The organism is Desulfocurvus vexinensis DSM 17965, from assembly GCF_000519125.1.
Taxonomy (GTDB): Bacteria; Desulfobacterota; Desulfovibrionia; order Desulfovibrionales; family Desulfovibrionaceae; genus Desulfocurvus; species Desulfocurvus vexinensis.
In genome coordinates this window covers 1-20,509 of sequence record NZ_JAEX01000029.1, presented here as the reverse complement: position 1 = coordinate 20,509, position 20,509 = coordinate 1, and the positions used below count along the sequence as shown (strand labels likewise).

The window sequence follows — 20,509 nt, the reverse complement described above, 5'->3', positions numbered from 1 at the left end:
TTGGCGCTCAACGCGGCCATCGAGGCCGCGCGCGCGGGCGACGCGGGCCGGGGCTTCGCCGTGGTGGCCGACGAGGTGCGCAAGCTGGCCGAGAAGACCATGCACGCCACCCAGGAGGTGGGCAACGCCATCGGCGCCATCCAGGACAGCACGAAGAAGAGCATCCACTCCATGGAGCAGACCGCCGGGGTGGTGGGCGACAGCACCCGGCTGGCCAGCGAGGCCGGGCAGTCGCTGGTCGAGATCATCCGCATCATCGAGGGCACCGCCGACCAGGTCCGGGCCATCGCCACGGCCAGCGAGGAGCAGTCCGCCGCCAGCGAACAGATCAACCGCGGCACCGAGGAGATCAACCGCATCTCCTCGGAAACCGCCGAGGCCATGAACCAATCGGCCCTGGCCATGCAGGACATCGCGCGCCTGTCGGACCAGTTGCGCAACCTCATCGACGAGCTGAAGTCCGCCTAGCGCACGGTTGAAAAGCCCGTCCAGGCCGTCCCCAAACGGTGAAATGACGGCGCAAAAAAATCCAAGCCCGCGCGTCTGTCTTGCCACGCGTCGGGCTTGGATTTTTTTGCGCCGCGCCGCAGGCCGTCCTTCGGGGCCGCCCCCGCCGGGGCTTTACATCGCCGCGCGCTGCCTTATCCTGGGGCCGTGCCCGGCCCGCGTCGGGCACGGCCCCGCGCGCACCGCAACCCCGGAGGATCCATGCTCTTCAGCTACCACAACCCCACCCGCATCCTCTTCGGCCAGGGGCAGATCGCCGCCCTGGCCCAGCTCGTGGAGCCCGGCGCCCGGGTGCTGCTGCTCTACGGCGGCGGCTCCATCAAGAAGAACGGCGTCTACGACCAGGTGATCCGGGCCCTGGCCGGGCGCGCCTGGTGGGAGTTCTCCGGCGTGGAGCCCAACCCGCACATGGAAACCCTGGACAAGGCCGTGGCCCTGGTGCGCGAGCACAAGGTGGACCTCATCCTGGCCGTGGGCGGGGGCTCGGTCATCGACGGCGCCAAGTACGTGGCCGCCGCCGCGCTCTACGACGGCGACGGCTGGGACATCCCGACCCGCAGGCACACGGTGCGCCGCGCCGTGCCCCTGGGCGCGGTGCTGACCCTGCCCGCCACAGGCTCGGAGTCCAACACCGGCGCGGTCATCACCCGCGCGGCCACGGGCGAGAAGCTGCCCTTCCTCTCCCCCGCCGTGCAGCCGCGCTTCGCGGTGCTCGACCCCGACACCATGAAGACCCTGCCCGAACGCCAGCTGGCCAACGGCATCATCGACTCCTTTGTCCACGTCTGCGAGCAGTACCTGACCCGGCCCACGGGCGCCCTGGTGCAGGACGGCTACAGCGAGGCCCTGCTGCGCGCCCTGGCCGCGCTGGCCGGGAGCTTCGCGGGCCGCGACGACGACCTGTGGCGGGCGAACCTGATGTGGGCGGCCAACCAGGCCCTGAACGGGCTGGTGGGCCTGGGCGTGCCGCAGGACTGGGCCACGCACATGATCGGCCACGAGATCACCGCGCGCCACGGCCTGGACCACGCCGTGACCCTGGCCATCGTCCAGCCCGCGCTGCTGCGCGTGCGCCTGGAGGCCAAGCGGGCCAAGCTGGAGCAGATGGGCCGCACGGTCTTCGCCCTGGAGCCCGGGGCGGACCTAGCCGAACGCACCATCGCGGCCATCGAGGCCCTGTACCGCTCCCTGGGCGTGCCCACGCGGCTGTCGGCGGCGGGCGTGGCCGGGCCAGACGCGCCAGGCCGGTTGGTGCAAGCCCTGGAACGCCACGGCATGACCGCCCTGGGCGAAGACGGCGCCATCACCCCCGAGGTCGCCCGCGCCATCCTGACCCAGGCCCTGTAGCCCGGCCCGGCCCCGAAAAACCGGGCGCCGGTCCAAGGACCGGCGCCCGGTTTCGTCCTCTCGCCAGAGGCACCCCGCCCCCTCACGGCCCGAGCAGGGCCGCCAGCTCCCGGCCCCAGAGCACATGGGCCAGGGCGCCCAGGCACAAAAAGGGCCCGAAGGGCACCCGCCGCGCGCCCAGGGGCCCGGCCCCGGGCCGCAGGGCCGCGCCCAGGGCCCCGGCCAGCAGCGCCCCACCCGCGCCAAACACGGTAATCACCGGCAGTGCCGAGACCCCGCACAGCCCGCCCAAAAGCGCGGCCAGCTTCACGTCGCCAAGGCCCATGCCCTCCACGCCCCGCACCAGGCCGAAGCCCTGACGCACGGCCCAGAACAGCCCCCCGCCCGCCAGCGCCCCGGCCACGGGCTGCCACCAGGGCAGCCCCAGGCCGAACACGGCGGCAAAGGGCGCCAGGGCCGCCCCGCCCAGGGTCACGGCGTCGGGCAGCAGGCGCACCTCGGCGTCGATGCCCGCCGCCACCAGCAGCGCCCCGCCAAAGGCCAGGTAGACCGCGAAGGGCACCCCCGGCCCCAGGCGCCAGGCCAGCAGGGCGGCCAGCAGGGCCGAGGCGGCTTCCAGCCATGGCCAGGCAGGCCCCAGAGGCGCCCCGCAGCCCCGGCAGCGCCCGCGCCGCAGGGCCGAGGGCACCAGGGGCACAAGCGCCCCCGGGCCCTGCCCCGCGCCGCACGCCGGGCACCCCGGGCCGGGCCGCAACAGGGGCGCCCCGGTCACATAGCGGCGCACCAGCCAGGCGTACGGCCCGCCCAGGGCCAGCCCCAGGGCGGCGGCCAGGGGGACGAACCAGTCCGTCACGTCCAGCCTCCGGGCCCGCTCATGCGGCGTCCGGCTGCGGGGCGGCCTGGGCCCGGGCATCGGCCCGCTTGCGCCGCCAGATGACCACCCGCGCCACGGTGTAGGCCGCCAGGGCCAGCACACCCATGGCGATGCCGAACAGGCGGCCCCAGTTGGTGGGTTGCACGAAGGTTTCCACCACCGGGGTCAGCACGGTACCCTGCCCGTCCACGTGGCTCCAGGTGCCGTCGGGGTTGCGCAGGAAAATGGCGGTCTCCTGGGTGGTCGCGCCGGTCTTCTGGTCCATGACCGAATAGTGGACCGCGGCCCTGTTGCCGCGCTGCTCCACGGCCCCGAAATCCAGCACGAACCAGCGGCTGCTCTTGCCCGTCTCGTCGCGCCGGGCGCTGACCCAGGGCTCGATGTGGAAGGCCACGTAGTCGGCGATGAGCACCTTCTCCTTGAGCGGCGCCTTGACCAGCCCGGCGGTGCTGTGGGCCAGGGCGGCGTCCACGGACAGCAGGGCGCCCAGCAGGGCCAGCAGCAGCAATGCGGCGATACGTTTCATGTCCCCTCTCCTTGCGGTTGGATGGTTGCCTGGTCCGCCCCCGGCCAGGGCAGGCGCTCCAGGCGCGCGCCCCGGTAGTAGCGGGCCAGGATGTCCTGGTAGCCCAGGCCGGAGCGGGCCAGGGCGGCGGCGCCGTGCTGGCTCATGCCCACCCCGTGGCCGAAGCCCTGGCCGATGAAGGTGAAGCCGCCTGCGGCGGGGCGCACGCGGCACAGCAGGCTGCGCGGCCCCGAGGGCCCCAGGAGCGCCCGCAGCCGCCCGGCGGGCAGGCGCAGCACCCCGGATTCGCTGGTTACGGAAAAGACCCGCGCCCGCCCCCCGGGGCTGGCCTCGGCCACGTCCAGCCCCAGCACGCGGGTGGCCCGGTGCCCGGCGCGGGCCAGGGCCGCCAGCAGCTCCGCCTGGCCGACATCCACGCGCCAGGGCATGGGCGGGGCCAGGGCTCCGGCGGGGTCCGGCCCCGGGGCCAGCACCGGCGCCGGGCCGGGCATCCCGGACCCCGCGCCCTCGATCCAGCCGCCGCTGTGGGCGTGGTAGTAGGCGGCAAAGGGCTTGCCCTCGTGGGTCAGCACCTGGCCCCGGGTGGCCAGCACGGCGCGGTCCGTGGCCGGGGCGGCGCGGCCCTGGCCGAGGTAGACCTGGCTGCGCTCGTCGGCGTAGAGGTCGAAGGACCGCCCGGGCGCGCCCCGGTGGGCCAGGGCGTAGGTCCGCGCGGCCACGGCCTGGGCCTTGTGGGCCTCGGCGGGCCAGGCGGCGGGCATCTCGGCGGGCACCACGCCGCGCAGATACGTTTCCAGGGCGACGTGCTGCACCGCCGCCACCTGACCATCCAGGGGCACCAGACGCAGGCGCGGGCCGTACAGCCCCTGGCCCAGGCGCGCCAGCCCGCCCCGGGGCTCCAACCAGGCCTCGGCCCCGCAGGGCAGCGCCCCCCCGGCCCAGGTGCCGCGCAGGGCGAAGCCCGGGGCGGCGCCCTCCAGGGTCAGCGTGAGCGTTCCGGCGGGCAGGGCCCGGGCCGCGCCCCCGGCGCGCAGCAGCGTCCCGGCGGGCACCTCCAGGCGCAGGACCGGGCCCCGGGCCAGCAGCACGCGCACCTCGGGCGAAGAATCGGCCCGGCCTGCGGGCCAGGGCGAGGGCGAGGCGGCCTGCGGCGGGGCTGCGGGCGGCCCCAGGCAGTCCGCACAGGCGCGCTCCAGGGCCCCGGGCAGCCGCGCCCCGGCGCGGGCCAGGGCCACGGCCTCGGCGCAAGCCCGGGTCTGGAAGTCGGGGTCCTGGCCCAGGCCCGATCCGGCAGCCAGGGCTTCGGCCAGGATCAGGGCGGCGTCGTCCGCCGCGCCCATGGCCAGGGAGCTACGCGCGGCCTCCAGCACCGCGAAGCGCCGCACGGCGGGCGCGGCGTCGGACGCGGCCAGGGCCGCGTATTCCAGCCGGGCCCGGTCGTGGCGGCCCAGGGCCGTCAGCAGCAAGGCGCGCTCCACGGCGGCCTCGGCCTGGCCCTGGGCCCGGGCCGCGCCAGGGGCCAGGGCCAGCCAGGCCACGGCCAGCACATGCAGGGGCAAGAGCCCCAGGGCGGCCCGCCAGCCCGGCGGTGCCCCCGGATGCGGCGGATGTCCGCGCAGGGCTAGTCGGCGCACAGCTCGTAGCCCTCGCCGCCCAGGGGGTAGATGGTCACGGTCTTCTGGCAGCCCGGGGGGCCCGTGCTGGTGCCGTTGGTGGTCTGCGTGGGGTGCGGCGAGGCGTAGTAGCCCGTGCCCGCGTCCGAATTCTTGAAGTCCTGCTGGCGGTACTCCATATAGGCCCGGCCCACGGGCACGAAGCGTTCTGCGGGCATGGAGACGGCACTGTCCGTCGCCACCTCCTTGATGGCCACGTCCGTGTCCTTGACCTGCTCCGCAGGCAGCAGGGCCACGCTCAAATCGTCGCTCTCAGTACGCCCGAAGCGGAAGACCTCGTCAGGAACCGTGCCGTTGGCCCCGGCCTGCCACAGGTGCAGCTTGCCATTGAGAGGCGCCCACAGCTCCACCCGGGACTGGGACTGCCCGCCGTCCCGGGGCTGGATGGCGCCAGCGGCACGCACCACCACCCGCACGGGCACCTCGAATTCGTGGCGGAACAGGGTTACGGCCAGATCGTCGGCGGAGGAATCCCCGGCGTCCGAAGCGTTGACGCCCTTGCTGGCCAGATGGACGTTGCCCTGGTGATCGACGCGCACCATGAGCGGGCGGTCCCAGGCGTCATGCCACAGGGGCGGGCCGTCCGCTGGCGCGGCCGCGTAACCCCCGCGCCAGCCCAGGGCCAGGGGCGGCTGGCCGTCCACGGTGTTCACACCCCACCAGGGCAGGGCTCCGGCTCCGGCGTAGTAGTTGGACACGGGCTGATAGGGTCCGCACTCCCCGACATCGTGCTTGGTGCCGTCCTTGGCGAAAAGCCCGAGTTCCGGGAATCCCACGTCCGTTGTCGCCTCCCAGTCCGAGGACGCGGGCGGGGCGCCCGAGCAGTACGCGCCTTCCTCCTCAGTGCAGCGGTAGGCCACATCGTCCACCAGCACATGGTCCGCGTTGGCCAGCAGCAGGTAGGGCCGGGGCTGGACGTACTGGGCGCCCGCCGCCCATGCGGGGAGGCCCGGGAACTGGGCCCGGTCCACGGTCCCGGTCACGGCCTTCCAGTAGGACGAACCGGTGCTTGGCTCCTGCGTGTCCGCATGGCTCCTGGTGCAGACGTAGACCCGCCCGCTGGGCGAGGTGCCGTGGTAGACGAACGAGCCGAAGAGCGTTTCCACGCCGCCCACGTCCGCCGCGTAGCCCATGGGCTCGGCCTGGGCGCCGGAGGCGGTGCGCCGGGGGGCGAGGATGGCCGCGCGCAGGGCCTGGAGCCGGGCCCAGGTGCGGGCGATCTTGAGGGTCGTGTCCTCCGCCTCGTGACGGGTGATGCGGTAGATGAGGTTGTCCGCGTTGAGGCCCGTGGGCGGATCGTCCAGCAGCCCTTCAGGATTGTAATCCCCATCGGGCCCGGCGCTGATGAAGACCAGGCTACGGGGCGCGCCTGTATCGGTGGCCTCCTCCCCGGCGGTGAGCACCACGAAGGCCCGGCCCCAGCCGTCCTGCAGGCGGCCCTCGCTGTGGCGCAGGACGAACCAGCGGTCCTCGGGGTCCGTGCCGTCGCCGTACTCGAAGGGATTGTCGTCAGGATACGGGTCGCGCGGGGCGGCCATGTACGGGCCGCGCCATTCGGCGGGGAAGGAAAACCTGCGCCAGTCCCCGTTGTTGTCACGCACCCCTTCGGCCCACAGGCCCAGGGGCTGGGCAAAGGCGTCCGTTTCCGCCTCGGTGAAGCTCGGGTCGGCGCTCTTATCATACCATCCGGCCACGGCCAGCTCGTCGGGGCTCGGGCTGTCTTCGTTCAGTTCCACCTCCCAGCGCTCCTGGCCCGGATTCCAGACCGTGGCGTAAAGCCGGGGCAGCTCGCCCATGGCGCCCACGTAGCCGCCGATCAGCGGCTGGCCGTCCGGGCCGGTCTGGCCCCGGGGGCCGAGGATGGCCGCGCGGATGGCCTCGAAGGCCGCGTCGGTGTCGCGGCGGCGCGCGGCGTCGTCCTTGCGGCCCAGGCCGGGCAGCAGCAGCGCCGTGAGCATGCCCAGGATGGCGACCACGACGATGAGCTCCAGCAGCGTGAAGCCCGCCGCTGCCGGGATGCGCGCCCCGCGCGTGAACGGTCGGCTCTGCATGGCCCCCCCTCCCCCTCGCGCCGCGCCGGTCAGGGCACGTCCATGAGCACCTGCACGGCGGCGCGCTCGCGCAACTGCCGGATCAACGCCTCGATGGCCGCCGGGGTGCGCTCCTCGCGCATCTGGGCCGCCATTTCCTCGCGCACCTCGCCGAACTCCGCCGTGCGCCGGGGCTGGGCCTCCAGCACCGCATGCAAATGCGCCCCACGCTTGGAACCCACGGGCTGGCCAAGGAACCCCGCCGCGCCCTGGCGCACCTCCCTGGGGATGCCCGATTCGCCCCGGCTGGACAGCACCCAGCCCAGCTCGCGGGCCGTGGCCCCGGGGAAATCCGCGTCCAGCTCCCGGGCCAGGGCCTCGGCCCGGGGCAGGAAGTCCCCCTCCCCGGCCTCCAAAGCCACGCGCGCCTGGGCCAGGGCCGCCAAGGCCCGGGCGCGCAGGTCCGCACCGGCGGGTTGGCCCGGGGCGCCCAGGGGCAGAAAGACCTCGGCCACGCGCACCCGGGGCGGCACCACCAACTGGTCGCGGTCGCGCATGTAGCGCGCACGCAGCTCGACCTCCGAAAGGGTGATGCCCGGCTGGATGACCTCCTCCACCAGACGGTTCACCGAGGCCTGCTGCTGCCACAGGACCACGTATTGCTCGCGGGTCATGCCCGCCTTGGCCAGGCGCGCGGCGAATTCCTGCTCCGAGCCGCTCTGGGCGGCGACGATGCCCGCCCGCAACTCCCCGGCCTGGGGGCTGGCCTGCACCCCCCGGCGCCGGGCCTCGGCGGCGAGCAGTTCCATCTGGATCAGGTTGTCCAGCACCCCGGCGGCCAGCTCGCGGCGCAGGGCGTCGTCCACAGTCCGGCCCTGGGCCTGGGCCTGGCCGAGCTTGTCGCGCAGGGCGTTGTCGAACATCCAGCGCGGCACCTGCGCGTCGTCCACCACCAGCAGGGTCCGCGTGTCCTGCTGCAACGCGGGGGCCTGCGGGGCCGGAGCCTGCTCCTGCGCCAGAATGGACCCCGCCCCCAGGGCCAGGGCCAGGGCCGCCGCACCCGCCGCCGCGCACACGCCGCGCGCCGAAATCCCGAACACCGTCATTCCCAGCTCCTTGTCTTGCGTCCGCTCACGCCCCGTAGGTGGCGAGCATTCCGGAAATCAGCGCGTACATCACGAAGCCAACGATGCCGCCCAGCACGATGATCAGCAGCGGCTCGATGGCCGCGTTCATGCGCTTGACCATCACATCCAGCAGCTTCTCGTGGATGTCCGCCGCCAGGTTGAGCACGCGCTCCATCTCGCCGCTCTCCTCGCCCATGGCTACCATCTCGCCCGCCATGGCCGGGATCACCCCGCTCGCCTCCAGCAGCGACACGGACATCCGCCCCCCGTCGAGCACCCGCTCGATCATGGCGTCCACCACGCGGATGGCCGCCGCGTTGGCCAGGGTGCCGCGCACGGTGCGCAGGGCCTCCACCAGGGGCACGCCGCTGGCGTACATGGTGGAAAGCGTCCGGCACAGGGTGACCACCACCCCGTAGCGCACGATGCTGCCCAGCAGCGGCACATGCAAAACCGCGTGGTCGATGGCCAAGCCCAGGGCGGGCGAGCGCCGCGCCAGCAGCACGACCACCGGCGTGGCCAGCATCCCGTAGCCGATGGCCCGCAGGTTCTCCTGGATCCAGGCCGAGGCGGCCATGACCATGAGCGTGGACTCGGGCAACCCCTTGCCGCCCTTGAGCATGGGGATGAACTTGGGCACCACCACCACGGTCATCACGAAGATGGCCACCCCGGCCATGGACACGACCATGGCCGGATAGATCATGGTCGAGATGAGCTTGCGCTTGAAATCCTGGCGCGCTTCGAGCTGCTCGGCCACGCGGGTCATGATCAGCCCCAGCTCGCCCGAAAGCTCGGCGGCCTCGATGAGCCGGATGATGGGCCCGCCGAACACGCGCCGCTCCTCGCCCAGGGCGGCGGAGAGCGGCATGCCCTGGGCCAGGCGGTCGGTGATGCGCGCGAGCATCCGGCGCATGGCCGATTTGTGGGCCTGGCCGCCGAGCACCGCGATGGCGCGCATGAGGCTCACGCCCGACTCCAGCAGCACCGAAAGCTGGCGGAAGAACAGGGCCACATCCCCGGCCTTGGGCCCGCCCAGGCCCAGGGCCGAGAGGTCGATCTCCATGTCCAGCGGGTTGGAGGTCCCGCCCCCGGCCTGGCCCTTGGCCCCGCCCCTGCGCGGGCGGATGTCCAGGGCGAAGATGCCCTGGGCCTTGAGCTGGGCCGCCGCCGCCGCCGAATTGGCCGCGCTGACCACGCCCCGCGAGCGGTTGCCCGACCCGTCCAGGGACACATAGACGAAATCAGGCATGGCTAGTCACCGATGGTCACCCGCTGGACCTCCTGCACGGAAGTCGTTCCGGCCACGAGCTTGGCCACGGCGTCCTGGCGCAGGCTGCGCATCCCGGCGGCCTGGGCCAGCTCGCCCAGGGCGTCGGCCGACTGGCCGCGCATCACCGCCCCGCGCAGGGCGCCGTCCACAAGCATGAACTCGAACACGCCGATGCGCCCCCGGTAGCCCACGCCCTGGCACAGCGGGCAGCCCCGGGGGGCGTACCAGGTCTGCGGTCCGTCGTCCGGGTCCAGGCCCATCTGGCGCACCAGGGCCTCGTCGGGGCTGAAGGGCTCCTTGCAGCGGTCGCACAACACGCGCACCAGCCGCTGGGCCAGCACCCCCGTCACCGACGAGGCCACCAGGAAGCGCTCGCAGCCCATGTCGATGAGCCGGGGCAGGGCGCCGGGGGCGTCGTTGGTGTGCAGGGTGGTCAGCACCAGGTGGCCGGTGAGGGCGGCGCGCAGGGCGATCTCGGCGGTTTCGGCGTCGCGGACCTCGCCGACCATGATCACGTCGGGGTCCTGGCGCAGGATGGTGCGCAGGGCCCCGGCGAAGTCCACCTTGTTGTTGTGGCCCACATGGACCTGCGTCACCCCGTCGATCTTGTATTCCACGGGGTCCTCGACGGTGGTGATGTTGATGGCCGGGTCGTTGATGGTGTTGAGCGCCGCGCTCAGGGTGGTGGACTTGCCCGAGCCCGTGGGCCCGACGATGAGAATGATGCCGTGGGGGCGGCGGATGAGCCCGCGAAAGGCTTCCAGATGGTCCGGCGCCAGGCCGATGGCCTCCAGGGTCAGGCGGTGGCCCTCGCTGGCCAGAAGGCGCATGACCACCTTCTCGCCGTGGATGGTCGGCAGGCTGGAGACGCGGATGTCCAGCGGCCGCCCCATGGCCGTGACCTGGATGGCCCCGTCCTGGGACTGGCGGGTGTCGGCGATGTCCATGCCCGCCATGACCTTGATGCGCGAAACCAGCCCGGGGTGCAGTTCGGGCGGGAAGGTCTCGATCTCGCGCAGCATGCCGTCGGTGCGAAAGCGCAGGCGCACCCGGTCCTTCATGGCTTCCAGGTGGATGTCCGAGGCCTTCATGCGCGCGGCGCGCTCGATGAACGAGGCCACGATCTCGGCGGGCCCCGCGTCGGCATTGGCCTCCAGGATGCCGCGCTCGTAGGCGCGCTCGATGTGCTCGCGCAGCCTGCCCGGCAGGGCCACATGCTCCCTGATCTGGCGGCGCACGGCGCGTTCGAGGTTGCGCCGCAACTGCGGGGCCAGGGGCCGCTCCACGGCCACGCACAGGGTCGTGTCGTCCACGGCCAGGGGCAGCACGCCGCTGCGCCGGGCCACGGCCTCGGGCAGGGCCTGGGCCGCCGCCGGGTCCAGGGACAGTTCGTCCAGGTCCACATAGGGCAGCCCGGCACCCCGGGCCACGGCGCGGGCCACGTCCTGCTCGCTCACATAGCCCAGGCGCACCAGCACCTGGCCCAGGGGCGCGCGTTCCTTGGCCTTGACGCGCAAGGCCGTGGCCAGCTGCTCGTCGTCGATCTTGCCCTGCTCCAGCAGCAGGCCGCCCAGCAGGCGTCGGGCCGGGGGCCCCTCCTGCGTCCGGCCCGGCGCCCGCTCCCCCCCCGGGGCCGCCATGACCTGCGCTGCACCCAGGATGGCGCTAGACATGCAGGCGCTCCAGGTGCGGGCGGATCAGCGATTCGCTCTTGGCCATGCGCAGGGCTGTATCCTTGTCGATACGCCCGTCCTTGCACAGCCGCGCCAGGGACAGCTCCATGGTCTGCATGCCCTCGGACGCGCCGGTCTCGATGCTGGAATAGATCTGCTCCACCTTCTGGATGCGCACCAGGTTGGCGATGCCCGGGGTCACGCGCATGACCTCCACGGCCACCGCGCGCCCGCAGCCCGAGGGCTCGCGCAGCAGCCGCTGCGAGACCACCCCGCGCAACACCCCGGCCAGCTGCGTGCTGATCTGCGGCTGCTCCTCGGCCGGGAACACACTGACCATGCGCGTGATGGTCGAGACCGCGTCGCGCGAGTGCAGGGTGGAGAAGACCAGGTGCCCGGTCTCGGCGGCCATGATGGCGATGCGGATGGTGTCCAGGTCGCGCATCTCGCCCACCAGGATCACGTCGGGGTCCTCGCGCAGGGCGTCGCGCAGGGCGTCGGGGTAGCTGGGCACGTCGGAGTACAGCTCGCGCTGCGTCACCCGGGCCACCGCGTTGGCGTGCAGGAACTCGATGGGGTCCTCCACGGTGATGATGTGCATGGGATACTTGCGGTTGATCATGTCGATGAGCGCGGCCAGGGTGGTGGTCTTGCCCGAGCCCGTGGGCCCGGTGACCAGCACCAGCCCGTCGCGCAGGGCGGTGAAGCCGTTGACCGCAGCGGGCAGGCCCAGGGCCTCGGCGGAGCTGATGTCCGAGGGCAGGCGGCGCAGCACGGCGGCCAGGGTGCCGCGCTGGTGGAAGACATTGACCCGGAAACGGGCCACCCCGGGCAGGGAATAGCCCAGGTCCGCGCTGCGCCTGTCTTCGAGCACCTGGCGCTGGCGCCCCGTCATCACCGCGTGGAACATGGCCAGCAGCTCGTGGTGGGCCAGGGGCGGATGGTCCAGCTCGCGGATGTCGCCGTTGACGCGCACGGCGGGCCGCTCACCCGAGGTCAGGTGCAGGTCCGACCCGCCCAGGTCGAAGGTCGTGCGCAGCAGGGCGAGCAGGGGCCGGGCGGCGGGGTTTTCGGAATCCGGGTGCCGGTCGTGCATGGTTTTCCTCTGGCGCCTAGTCGCCGATGAGCAGGCGGCGGACGCCCCGCTTGGTGCTCACGCCTGAAGGAACGCCCGGAATGGCGCCCTGGCCGCTGCGGATGGTCAGTTCGTCGTGGGTTGCGTCGTATTCCAGAAGCCGCTCCTGGCCCTTGTACCAGGGGTGGTCGGACACCGCAGGCATGACGCGCTCGTTCAGCGCCGCCCCGCCCTCGGGGCTTTCCAGGATGTGCGCCGTGAGCACGAAGACGATCTCGGTGCGCTTTTGCAGTCGCTCCTGGTTGCGGAAGAAGAACCCGAGTACGGGGATGTCGCCCAGCACGGGCACCTTGGTCACGTCCTCGGTCTGGGTCTCGCGGATGAGCCCGCCGATGGCCAGGCTTTGGCCGTCCTTGGCCAGGATGATGTCCTCGATGCGCGTTTCGGTGATCAGGTCCGTGTCGCCGGTCAGGTTCTGGCCGTTCATGGAATAGTTGAAGGTCGGGCCCGCGCCGCGCTGCAACGAGCCGATGTTGGCCACGAGCTTCAGGGTCACGGTCTTGTCCTGGTTGATGGACGGCGAGACCTCCAGGGTCACGCCCACGTCCTCCACCTCGTATTCCGTGACGAGCTGCGCCGGGGAGACCACGGTGTTGGTGGCGCTGTCGTAGGTGGCCTCGTTGACGGAGTAGCCCGAGCGCACGGGAGTCTTGTCGCCTTGGAAGAAGCGCGCGGCGGCGTTGTTGGCCGTGTAGACCAGGGGCGAGGCCAGGGAGCGCAGGCGGCCTTCGCTCTGCAAGAGCTGCATCCGCGCCTGGACGTTGGCGTTCAGGTAGCTGAAGGACAGGGCGCTCTGGGCCAGCCCCGCCCCGCCCAGGCCCGAGGCCGACCGCCCCGGCACAGCCGAAGTCACAGTACCCGTGCTGTCGATGCTGCCGCCCGGGGTCCAGCCGAAGTCGAAGAACGACTCGAAGCCGTCGGAAAGCTGGACCTCCAGGATCTTGCATTCCAGCAGCACCTGGGGGGTGGGGGTGTCCAGGGCCAGGACCATCTCGCGGATGTCGGCCAACAGCTTGGTATCCACCGAGCGCACCAGCACGGCGTTGTTGCGCGGGAACACCGTGAGCTGCGCCTTGGTGCGGCCCACGCTGTATTCCAGCAGCTGCTGGGCCGTGACCTGGCCCTCGGTCTGCACGATCTGGCGCAGGCGGCCCAGGCCCTGGGTGTCCATCTCCACCTCGCCGGCGGTGATGGCGTCCTTGGCCGCGGTGCGCGAGCGCGAGCGGTTGGACGACGAGGTTCCGGTGTCCAGCTCCTCCATGGCCTCGCCGATGGAGGGCAGCTCGTCGGTGCCCACGTGGCCGTAGCTCTTGAGCGCCGTTTCCGAGGGCGCCTCGAATTCGATGGCGTCCTGGTAGACGTTGCGGATGGTCTCGGCCACGCCGATGCACGAGGCGTATTTCAGCGCGAAGATCTCGGTGCGCTCGTCGCGGCGCAGCATGAGCTCGCGGCCATACTCGTCGAGCTTCATCACGCGGATGACGCCGTCCTCCTCGGCGTACCAGTAGTTGTAGTTCTTGCAGAGCACGCCCAGGGCCACCAGGGGCGGCACGTCCTCCAGGTACAGGGTCACCGGCTCCATGAGTATGGAGGGCGTGGCCACCACATTCTTCTTGGTCATCTCGGTCAGCAGGCGCAGCACGTCGGCCAGCGGGGTCTGCTGGAAGTTGAACACGCGCAGGCTCGGCTGGGGCGGGTTGTCCACGGCGCGCGCCGTGCCCCCCACGGCCAGGGCCAGGGCCACGACGCACGCGACCAGCGCCCGCGCGGCAAAAGGCATCCTGCGGCTGCGCATCAGAAGAAATTCCCGTGGATGACCGCGCCGTCCTTGAGGATCAGCGTCATGGTGTTGTGGGTGATTTCCTTGACCGTGAACCACAGCGCGTCGCTGCCGCGCTTGTCGTCGGAGAGGAAGATCTGCTCGCTGGGGCGCAGGATGACCCGGCCCCGCTGCTCCAGCTCGGCCAGCACGGACACGGAGGTGCCGTTGTCCAAAACGCCCACCACCCGCAGCCGGGGCAGGTTCTTCAGGCTGGCGGGCAGCCCGTAGGCCTGCTCGCTGCCGTCGAAGCGCACGGTGATGACCGCGCCGTCCTGCATGGCGGCGCGGTCCACCCGGGGCTGCACGCTGGAAAAGGGGTTGCGCGCCCGCTCGGGCAGGCTGAGGTCCGGGCAGATGTCGCCCAGGGCCGGGCACAGGGACTCGTCGTCGCCCAGCAGCCCCAGGGCGTCCAGCCCGGCGGGGGCGTCGGGGATCGCAGGTGCCTGGGCGGCGGGCGCGGCTTGCGCCGGGGTATGGGGCGCGGCGTCCGGGGCCGCGTGGGCTGCCCAGGGGGCCAGCGCGATCAGGCCCAGGGCCAGGGCGCGCAGGGGCAGGCTAGATGACCAGGACAAATTCCACCTCCACTTGGCCTTCCGCGTCCCTGGAGCGGACGATGGACAGGCCCGTCAGGTTCACCAGCCGCTCGACGCGGCACAAATCGCTCACGAAACCGTAGAAATCGATGAAGTCGCCCGTGCAGCGCACCTTGTAGAACGCGCGATCCAGGCGGCGGAACTCCTGGACCTCGTCGGGCGGCAGGTTCAGCTTGTCGGGCGTCGTCGGCGCCAGCTCCTTGATGGTCACGTAGTTGGTCAGGGCCGTCTCGTTGACCACATAGACCACCTGGTCGCGCGACTCCGCCCCGGCGATGCGGCTGGCGGTGAGCGCGTCCACCTCCTCCTTGAGGGCCGCAAGCTCCTTTTCCAGCGGGCGCATGGACTCGCGGATGGCCGCCTCGTTCACCGGCTCGCCGTCCAGCCCCTCCACCTCCTGGACCAGGGCGTTGTGCTTCTTCACCGTGGCCACCAGGCGCGCCGCCGTGGGGTCGTGGACGTAGCGCAGATAGCCGTACACGCAGCCGATGGTCAGCATGATCATGATCAGCACCTGCTGGCGCTTGCCCAGGCCGCTAGCCATTGTCGCCTCCCAGGGTCATGCGGATGGCGAACTGCAGGGGCGCGGCGCCCGGCGCGGGGGCGGCGCCCCGGCCCTTGGCCGCCGGGGGCGCAGGGGCCACGGCGCTGCGCATCAGCCGCGTCTCCTGCACGAAAGGAGTGTTGCGCAGCAGCAGCAGGTACTGCGAAATGATGGTGGACGAGGTTCCCTGGCCTTCGAGCAGACACACGGCGTCGGACACCTTCTCGAAGCGGGTGATCATGATCTCGGGCGGGGTGTCCACCACCAGCCCGCGCAGGATCTGCGCCAGGCGGATGGTGCGCAGGGCCAGGCCCGACTGGAGCATCGCCCTGCGCGACTCGACCTCGGCGACGTCCTTCTTGAGCCGGTCGAAGCGGGCCAGCAGATCCGCGCCGCGCTTGTTGCGCGCCTGCAGCTCGGCCTTGCGCTGCTCCAGGTCCGCCAGGCCCGATTCCAGGCGGGCGATCTTGAAGTACATGTGCCCGTACAGCCCGCCGCAGCCCAGGGCCAGCACCAGAGCAAAGACCACCGGCACGGCGTAGCCCCGGGCCTTGAGCCGGGCGAACAGCGACTCGCCGTCGTGCAGCAGAAGGAAGCGCCCGCCCCGGAAAAAGGCCACCGCCGCGCCCAGGGCGATCATGTGCTGCGGGGGCATCTCGGGCGGGCAGTGCACGCCTTCCAGGTCATCGGCCCGGCCCCAGGCGCAGCCCTGGCCGCCGCCCGGGGCGCCGCCCTGGCCGCCGAGCAGCAGCCGGGCCGACTCGCCGGGCTCCACGAGCTGGGCCGTGAGCCGGTCCACGGCTCCGGCGCGGTCCACCCCCTCGCCCACGGCCTCCACGGCGAAGCGCTCCAGCCCCCGGGCCCCCAGGCGCGCACCGTGCAACTCGAAGGGCGTGGCGCAGACCAGCACGCGCAGGTCCGCCTCCTCGTCCGGCTCTTCCACGGGCCGGGCCGGGCCCTGGGCCGCCAGGGCGGCGTCGGGCCCCTGGCCCAGGGCGAAGGCGAAGGCCTCCACGGGCAGCAGGCCCAGCAGCTTCCTGCCGCAGGCCTTCACCGCAGCCTCGACGGCGGCGGCGTGGCGCCGGGGCGCGGCGAAGGTCAGCACCGGCACGCGCGTGGCCAGGGGGTCCTCGTCATCCTCGAAACCGGAGAGGTCCGGCATCTGGACCAGGGGCAGCACGCTGACCAGGGCGGTGGCGCCGTCCAGGTCCAGGTAATCCGGAAATTCGCGCCGGGCGGCGGCCACGAGCTGGGCCAGGGCCCCGCGCCTGCGCCGGGGCGCGGGCAGTTCCATGGGCACGGTGCGCACCTCGGGGCTGACCACCACCACCCGCGAAACGCCCTCGGCAGGCAGCTTGTCCAGGATACGCGCCACCCGGGCACGCAGAGCGCGCACGGCGGGGTCCACAGGCACCTCGGCGAAACCCGCCACGGTCAGACGCGAGCGACCGCCGAGGACCAGCAGGCCCTGGCAGGCGTCCTCGCCGAGCACCAGGACCAGCAGCCTGCCCTCGGCCCGCAGCAGGGCCGACACCCCGGCCACGGCCCGCGCCGGGAGCGCACGCACGGAAGAAGGAACGATCATGGCGTGCCTTGCGATGCGAAAAGTTGGGGGAAGGGGGGCTGGCGGCCTGGCCGCCAGCCCCCGTCATGTCACCCTGGGGGCTGCCCCCCAAGGATCACGCCCTGCCGCTAGATGGCCTCGGCGGCAGCCTGCGTGGTGTAGATGGTCCAGGTGTCGTTGTCGTTGTCAGGCCACTTGTGGCCCTCGGGGCACGAGAAGTCGAACTCCCACTTCTCCTGGGAGGAGATGGAGAACTCGTGGATCTCGCCGTCGCTGGCGGGGGCGCCGGTGCCGTCGTTGGCCAGGGCGTAGAAGGTCTGGCCGGCGAAGACCGAGTTCAGGCCGGCCACGGTGGCCTCCAGGCGCGGCAGGACGATGACGTAGTTGTTGTACGTCACGTTGTCCTGCTGCTGGATGCCGCCGGGGCACAGGGCCGCGGCCTGGATGAAGCCCTTGGTCACCAGCTCGGATTGGTCGCTCACACCCATGAGGATGCGGCCGAACCAGAAGGGGTTGCCTTCGGGGAAGATGTCGTCGGTGGCGTCGGCGTAAGCGGCGGCGGTCACGTCGCCAGCCATGGCCACGTAGACGTCCTCGGCCACGGCGACCTTCTCCATGCCGCGGTTCTCGCCCTGGAGGTAGAGCACGCTGGCGATGCCCATCTTGCGCAGCTCGGTGGCCTCGGCCTCGGAGAGCTGGTGCAGGGTGACGCCGCAACGGGTGACGAAGTCCTCGGCGAAGTACTCGGCGCCGTCATCCGGGTCGCCGTTGCTCATCAGCAGGTCGTCCGTGTAGTCGGACTCCCAGGAGGAGGCGTTGGCGTTGTAGACGACGAGGCTGGTGAGGTTGGAGGGCAGGCGCCCGTTCTCGTCCAGGAACAGCTTGGTGAAGTAGCGCACTCCCTTGTTGTTGGAGTCGCACACGGTGTCCACGGCGCTATCGGCCACGCTCCCCAGGCGCGGGACGATCATGCCGAGGAGGAAGCCCATGATGACGAGCACCACGAGGAGCTCCATCAGGGTGAAGCCGGACTGGCCGGCGCGGCGGGAAAGAAGTTTGTCGGACATGTTCTGCTCCTTGCATGTGCAGAACTACGGCCAGCGGTATCCACCCTCAGGACCCCACGCAGACCTCGATGAAACCCTCCTTGCTGCCCCTTTCGGCCCCCCGCCGAACAGGGTACTCACTTGGCTTCCGGACCCGGGTCGCGCCCGGCCTCCGGAAATTCCACGCTGACGGACCGTCCGTCAGGTGGTCGATTGCGCCTTCTCGAAGTCCACCACATAGCGGTAATCCTTGCCGCAATGGATGATGATCTCCTTCTGGTGCCGCTTGAGAAAGCGCATTTCGATGCACACTCGGCCATAGCCTTCGTGCTCGAACACCTCCTGGTACTTGCCGACGATCTGCCCGAGCACCTCTTCGTGCTCCTGGGCCAGTCCCCGGATCACCAGGACCACGGGGTCCTGCCGGGCGGTCGGCGGGCAGGGGGTGTTCTCCTCCTGCGTCGCAACCGGGGCGAATTCCTTTGTCATTCCCTTGCCCGTCTTGCGCAGGCGCACCGCGGCGCCCCTGCGTGATGTGTTTCCCTCGAGTTCCGGCCCAGATGCCGGGGACGCCCCTTCCACGATCCGAATCGACAGGTCTGCTGCGTCATCCTCCTTGCTGTGATGCGTCAAGCGTCCGGCAGGGGTGGCACCTCAGGGCGCTTCTGGCCGGGAAGCCCCCCTGCCGCAATGGCGTCCTTCCCCTCGCCACCCCGGCCGGACCTCATGCCTACTGAAAATGAAAATCAACGTCAACAAAAAAGTGGATTTTTCTGCGCTCCTCGCATATCCATAGTCGAAACGCCAATGAATTGAGGGCCGTGGCCGGATGCGTCCGCCGCCATGGCCGGAGGCTCCCATGTCCGATCGATGCGCCCAGAAGGCCCGGCCCGCCGTCAGCCCCGCCATCCTGCCCCAACAAGGGCCGCACCGCGCCGCGCGCCCGGCCACGGCCCTGATGCTCGCGGTCCTGACGGTCGCGGCGCTGGCGCTGCTGCCCGGGTGCGTGGCCCGCACGGCGCCGGGAGGCGGGCAGCCCGCCACCGGGGCCCCTGCTGCGACGCCCGCGCCCGCGCCCCAGCCCTGCCCGCCCGGGCCCGGGCTGGCCCCGGCCCCCCAGTGCGCGCACGATCTGGAGGCCGTGTCCGCCGTGGTCCAGGCCCTGGTGGCGGCCCGCAACGCCTGCGACCCCGCCGCCCTGCTGGAGCTGTACGCCGAGGGCGCGGGCATCATGACCTGGCTGCCCGAGGAAGGCCGCGACGCCATCGTGCCCCGGCTGCGCTTCGCCACACTGCTGCCCGCCAAGGCCGCGAACTGGCGCACCCACGGGCGCACCCATACCCTCACAGACCCGCCCGCCGTCACCATCACCGGCGACACGGCCCGCGCCGAATTCGACCTGCTGGTGCGCGAGGGCGAGGCCCAGGCCACCGGCCACTTCTCCCTGCTGCTGCTGCGCCAGCCCGACGGCCCCTGGCGCATCACCCGCGAAACCTACGCCCAGCCCCACTGAGCGGGGGGGGGCCAGCGTCTTTCAATTCCTCCCACCCCGCCGCCTGCCCTGGACGCCCTTGCGCCACGCAGCCTGAGCCAACTGGAAAACCTGCGCCGTTTTCCGCGCGGGTGCTTGCGCGTGGCAATCGAGGCCTCCCGCGGGTGCGCTTACGCCTGCAACTTCTGCAGCATCCCAGCCTGCCAGCGCCTGGCGGGGGAGGCCCGTCGGCGCCGCCTGCGCGACCCGCATGCCGTGGCTTGCGAAATGGCGACGATCGTAGACACTTTCTGCCTCAAGGATTTCTGGTTCATGGATGCCGACGTGCTCGGCCCTCCGGGGCAACGGAAACACACCCTGGCCCGGGCCCGGGCCATCGCAAAGCTTCCGCGCGACATCACGCTGGAGATCGACGCCCGCGCGGATTCCATCCCACCCGAGATTATCCGCGCCTTCCAGGCCGCAGGCCTGAAGCGATGTTTCGTGGGTGTGGACTCCTTCGACGGCCCAACGCTCACGCGCCTCGCCAAGGGGACACCCCCCGAGACGAACCTGCGCGCCATTGAAACGCTGCAATACCACGGGGTCCGGCCAATCATCGGCATCATCATGTTCCATCCAGCGAGCACGCTGGGCCAACTCCGAAAGGACCACCACGTGTTGCGCTCGATCGGCTACGAAAAACCCATATGCTCTTCAGGCTGAAAAAATATAAAGGCGCTACCGACGCGGGGCATGGGCCGACAGCGACGGCAAGGGCGTGGCCCCCTGGGCGGATTACGGATGGGACTTCACCGACCCGGCGATCCAGGAAATCTGGGATCACTTTGACGCCTTGCGCCTTCAGGCCATGGACGAAGTGTTCCTGCGCCTGACAGGTGAACTGCATGCAGGAACAATCACCCCAGACGCTTTTGCGCAACAAAGCGATGCAATCTTCCACGCCTTCGGCGAGACCGTGGACGTAATCCTCGGCTAGCCGTGGCGCGGCAAGACGCTGCCCACAACCCGGATTTTGCAACACCCCACAATCGTAATGCCCCCCTCACCAAGCCTGAGCCGCCGTCTCCAGCCGGGGCGACCGCACGGGCCTGAAGATTGGCCTCGCAACGATCGCCGTTCGATCCACGCCCCCGCGAGGGGGCGACGGGGCGGGACGGGCGGCAAAAAGGCGTTCGTCCTGTTTCAATCCACGCCCCCGCGAGGGGCGACCTCAAGCTCGGGGGGGCGTGGGTTCGCCAACCCAAGTTTCAATCCACGCCCCCGCGGGGGGGCGACCGTTC

General features: G+C 71.5%; 19 protein-coding genes. 5 read left to right on the top strand and 14 right to left on the bottom strand.

The window, feature by feature from the left end; all coding sequences use genetic code 11:
- A partial coding sequence (locus tag G495_RS0113495; RefSeq protein ID WP_028588236.1) for a methyl-accepting chemotaxis protein occupies positions 1 to 468 on the top strand: 468 nt, incomplete at its 5' end.
- A 240-nt stretch (positions 469 to 708) separates the two neighbouring features.
- A complete protein-coding gene (locus tag G495_RS0113490) occupies positions 709 to 1,854 on the top strand; it encodes an iron-containing alcohol dehydrogenase (RefSeq protein ID WP_028588235.1) in 1,146 nt (381 codons plus the stop codon).
- An 82-nt stretch (positions 1,855 to 1,936) separates the two neighbouring features.
- Here the strand turns inward: G495_RS0113490 and G495_RS0113485 are convergent, their stop codons facing one another.
- From G495_RS0113485 to G495_RS0113420, 14 genes are all read right to left on the bottom strand, one after another.
- Positions 1,937 to 2,707, bottom strand: a complete 771-nt coding sequence (locus G495_RS0113485; protein ID WP_169734395.1) for a prepilin peptidase — start codon at positions 2,705 to 2,707, stop codon at positions 1,937 to 1,939.
- A 19-nt stretch (positions 2,708 to 2,726) separates the two neighbouring features.
- Positions 2,727 to 3,254, bottom strand: coding sequence for a hypothetical protein (locus G495_RS0113480; protein WP_028588233.1), 528 nt, complete (start codon positions 3,252 to 3,254; stop codon positions 2,727 to 2,729).
- Positions 3,251 to 4,813: a SpoIID/LytB domain-containing protein gene (locus G495_RS20575; RefSeq protein ID WP_051445389.1), complete on the bottom strand. Its 1,563-nt coding sequence runs from the start codon at positions 4,811 to 4,813 to the stop codon at positions 3,251 to 3,253. Before G495_RS20575 ends, G495_RS0113480 begins: the two co-directional genes overlap by 4 nt.
- 62 nt (positions 4,814 to 4,875) lie before the next feature.
- Positions 4,876 to 6,978 carry a type II secretion system protein gene (locus G495_RS19220; protein WP_035252262.1) on the bottom strand — a complete coding sequence of 701 codons (2,103 nt, stop codon included), beginning with the start codon at positions 6,976 to 6,978 and terminating at the stop codon, positions 4,876 to 4,878.
- 29 nt (positions 6,979 to 7,007) lie between these two features.
- Entirely contained in the window at positions 7,008 to 8,063 is a 1,056-nt protein-coding gene (locus G495_RS22880; protein ID WP_028588232.1) for a SurA N-terminal domain-containing protein, read from the bottom strand.
- Positions 8,064 to 8,088: 25 nt separating this feature from the next.
- Positions 8,089 to 9,336 (bottom strand): type II secretion system F family protein, encoded by a 1,248-nt coding sequence (locus tag G495_RS0113460; RefSeq protein ID WP_028588231.1) that lies wholly within the window; start codon positions 9,334 to 9,336, stop codon positions 8,089 to 8,091.
- 2 nt (positions 9,337 to 9,338) lie between these two features.
- The gene (locus tag G495_RS0113455) at positions 9,339 to 11,030 is read right to left on the bottom strand and encodes a GspE/PulE family protein (RefSeq protein ID WP_051445388.1); all 1,692 of its coding nucleotides are present in this window, start codon (positions 11,028 to 11,030) and stop codon (positions 9,339 to 9,341) included.
- A complete protein-coding gene (locus tag G495_RS19215) occupies positions 11,023 to 12,126 on the bottom strand; it encodes a type IV pilus twitching motility protein PilT (RefSeq protein ID WP_051445387.1) in 1,104 nt (367 codons plus the stop codon). The genes G495_RS0113455 and G495_RS19215 overlap by 8 nt, the downstream gene beginning before the upstream one ends.
- Positions 12,127 to 12,142: 16 nt before the next feature.
- Positions 12,143 to 13,960: a type II secretion system protein GspD gene (locus G495_RS0113445; RefSeq protein ID WP_028588229.1), complete on the bottom strand. Its 1,818-nt coding sequence runs from the start codon at positions 13,958 to 13,960 to the stop codon at positions 12,143 to 12,145.
- Complete coding sequence (locus G495_RS0113440; RefSeq protein ID WP_028588228.1) at positions 13,960 to 14,559, bottom strand: hypothetical protein; 600 nt, start codon at positions 14,557 to 14,559, stop codon at positions 13,960 to 13,962. Before G495_RS0113440 ends, G495_RS0113445 begins: the two co-directional genes overlap by 1 nt.
- On the bottom strand, positions 14,543 to 15,124 hold the full coding sequence (locus G495_RS0113435) for a hypothetical protein (RefSeq protein ID WP_028588227.1): 582 nt from the start codon (positions 15,122 to 15,124) through the stop codon (positions 14,543 to 14,545). The genes G495_RS0113440 and G495_RS0113435 overlap by 17 nt, the downstream gene beginning before the upstream one ends.
- Entirely contained in the window at positions 15,117 to 16,709 is a 1,593-nt protein-coding gene (locus G495_RS0113430; RefSeq protein ID WP_156939712.1) for a PilN domain-containing protein, read from the bottom strand. Before G495_RS0113430 ends, G495_RS0113435 begins: the two co-directional genes overlap by 8 nt.
- 107 nt (positions 16,710 to 16,816) lie before the next feature.
- Entirely contained in the window at positions 16,817 to 17,755 is a 939-nt protein-coding gene (locus G495_RS22250; RefSeq protein ID WP_051445386.1) for a type II secretion system protein, read from the bottom strand.
- A gap of 180 nt (positions 17,756 to 17,935) precedes the next feature.
- Positions 17,936 to 18,223: a hypothetical protein gene (locus G495_RS0113420; protein WP_211234147.1), complete on the bottom strand. Its 288-nt coding sequence runs from the start codon at positions 18,221 to 18,223 to the stop codon at positions 17,936 to 17,938.
- Positions 18,224 to 18,593: 370 nt separating this feature from the next.
- Between G495_RS0113420 and G495_RS0113415 the strand changes: the two genes are divergently transcribed.
- From G495_RS0113415 to G495_RS22875, 3 genes are all read left to right on the top strand, one after another.
- On the top strand, positions 18,594 to 19,247 hold the full coding sequence (locus G495_RS0113415) for a YybH family protein (protein ID WP_028588224.1): 654 nt from the start codon (positions 18,594 to 18,596) through the stop codon (positions 19,245 to 19,247).
- 120 nt (positions 19,248 to 19,367) lie between these two features.
- Positions 19,368 to 19,931, top strand: a complete 564-nt coding sequence (locus tag G495_RS0113410; RefSeq protein ID WP_028588223.1) for a B12-binding domain-containing radical SAM protein — start codon at positions 19,368 to 19,370, stop codon at positions 19,929 to 19,931.
- Between the two features lie 145 nt (positions 19,932 to 20,076).
- Positions 20,077 to 20,205, top strand: a complete 129-nt coding sequence (locus G495_RS22875; RefSeq protein WP_281171716.1) for a hypothetical protein — start codon at positions 20,077 to 20,079, stop codon at positions 20,203 to 20,205.
- Positions 20,206 to 20,509 lie beyond the last annotated feature (304 nt).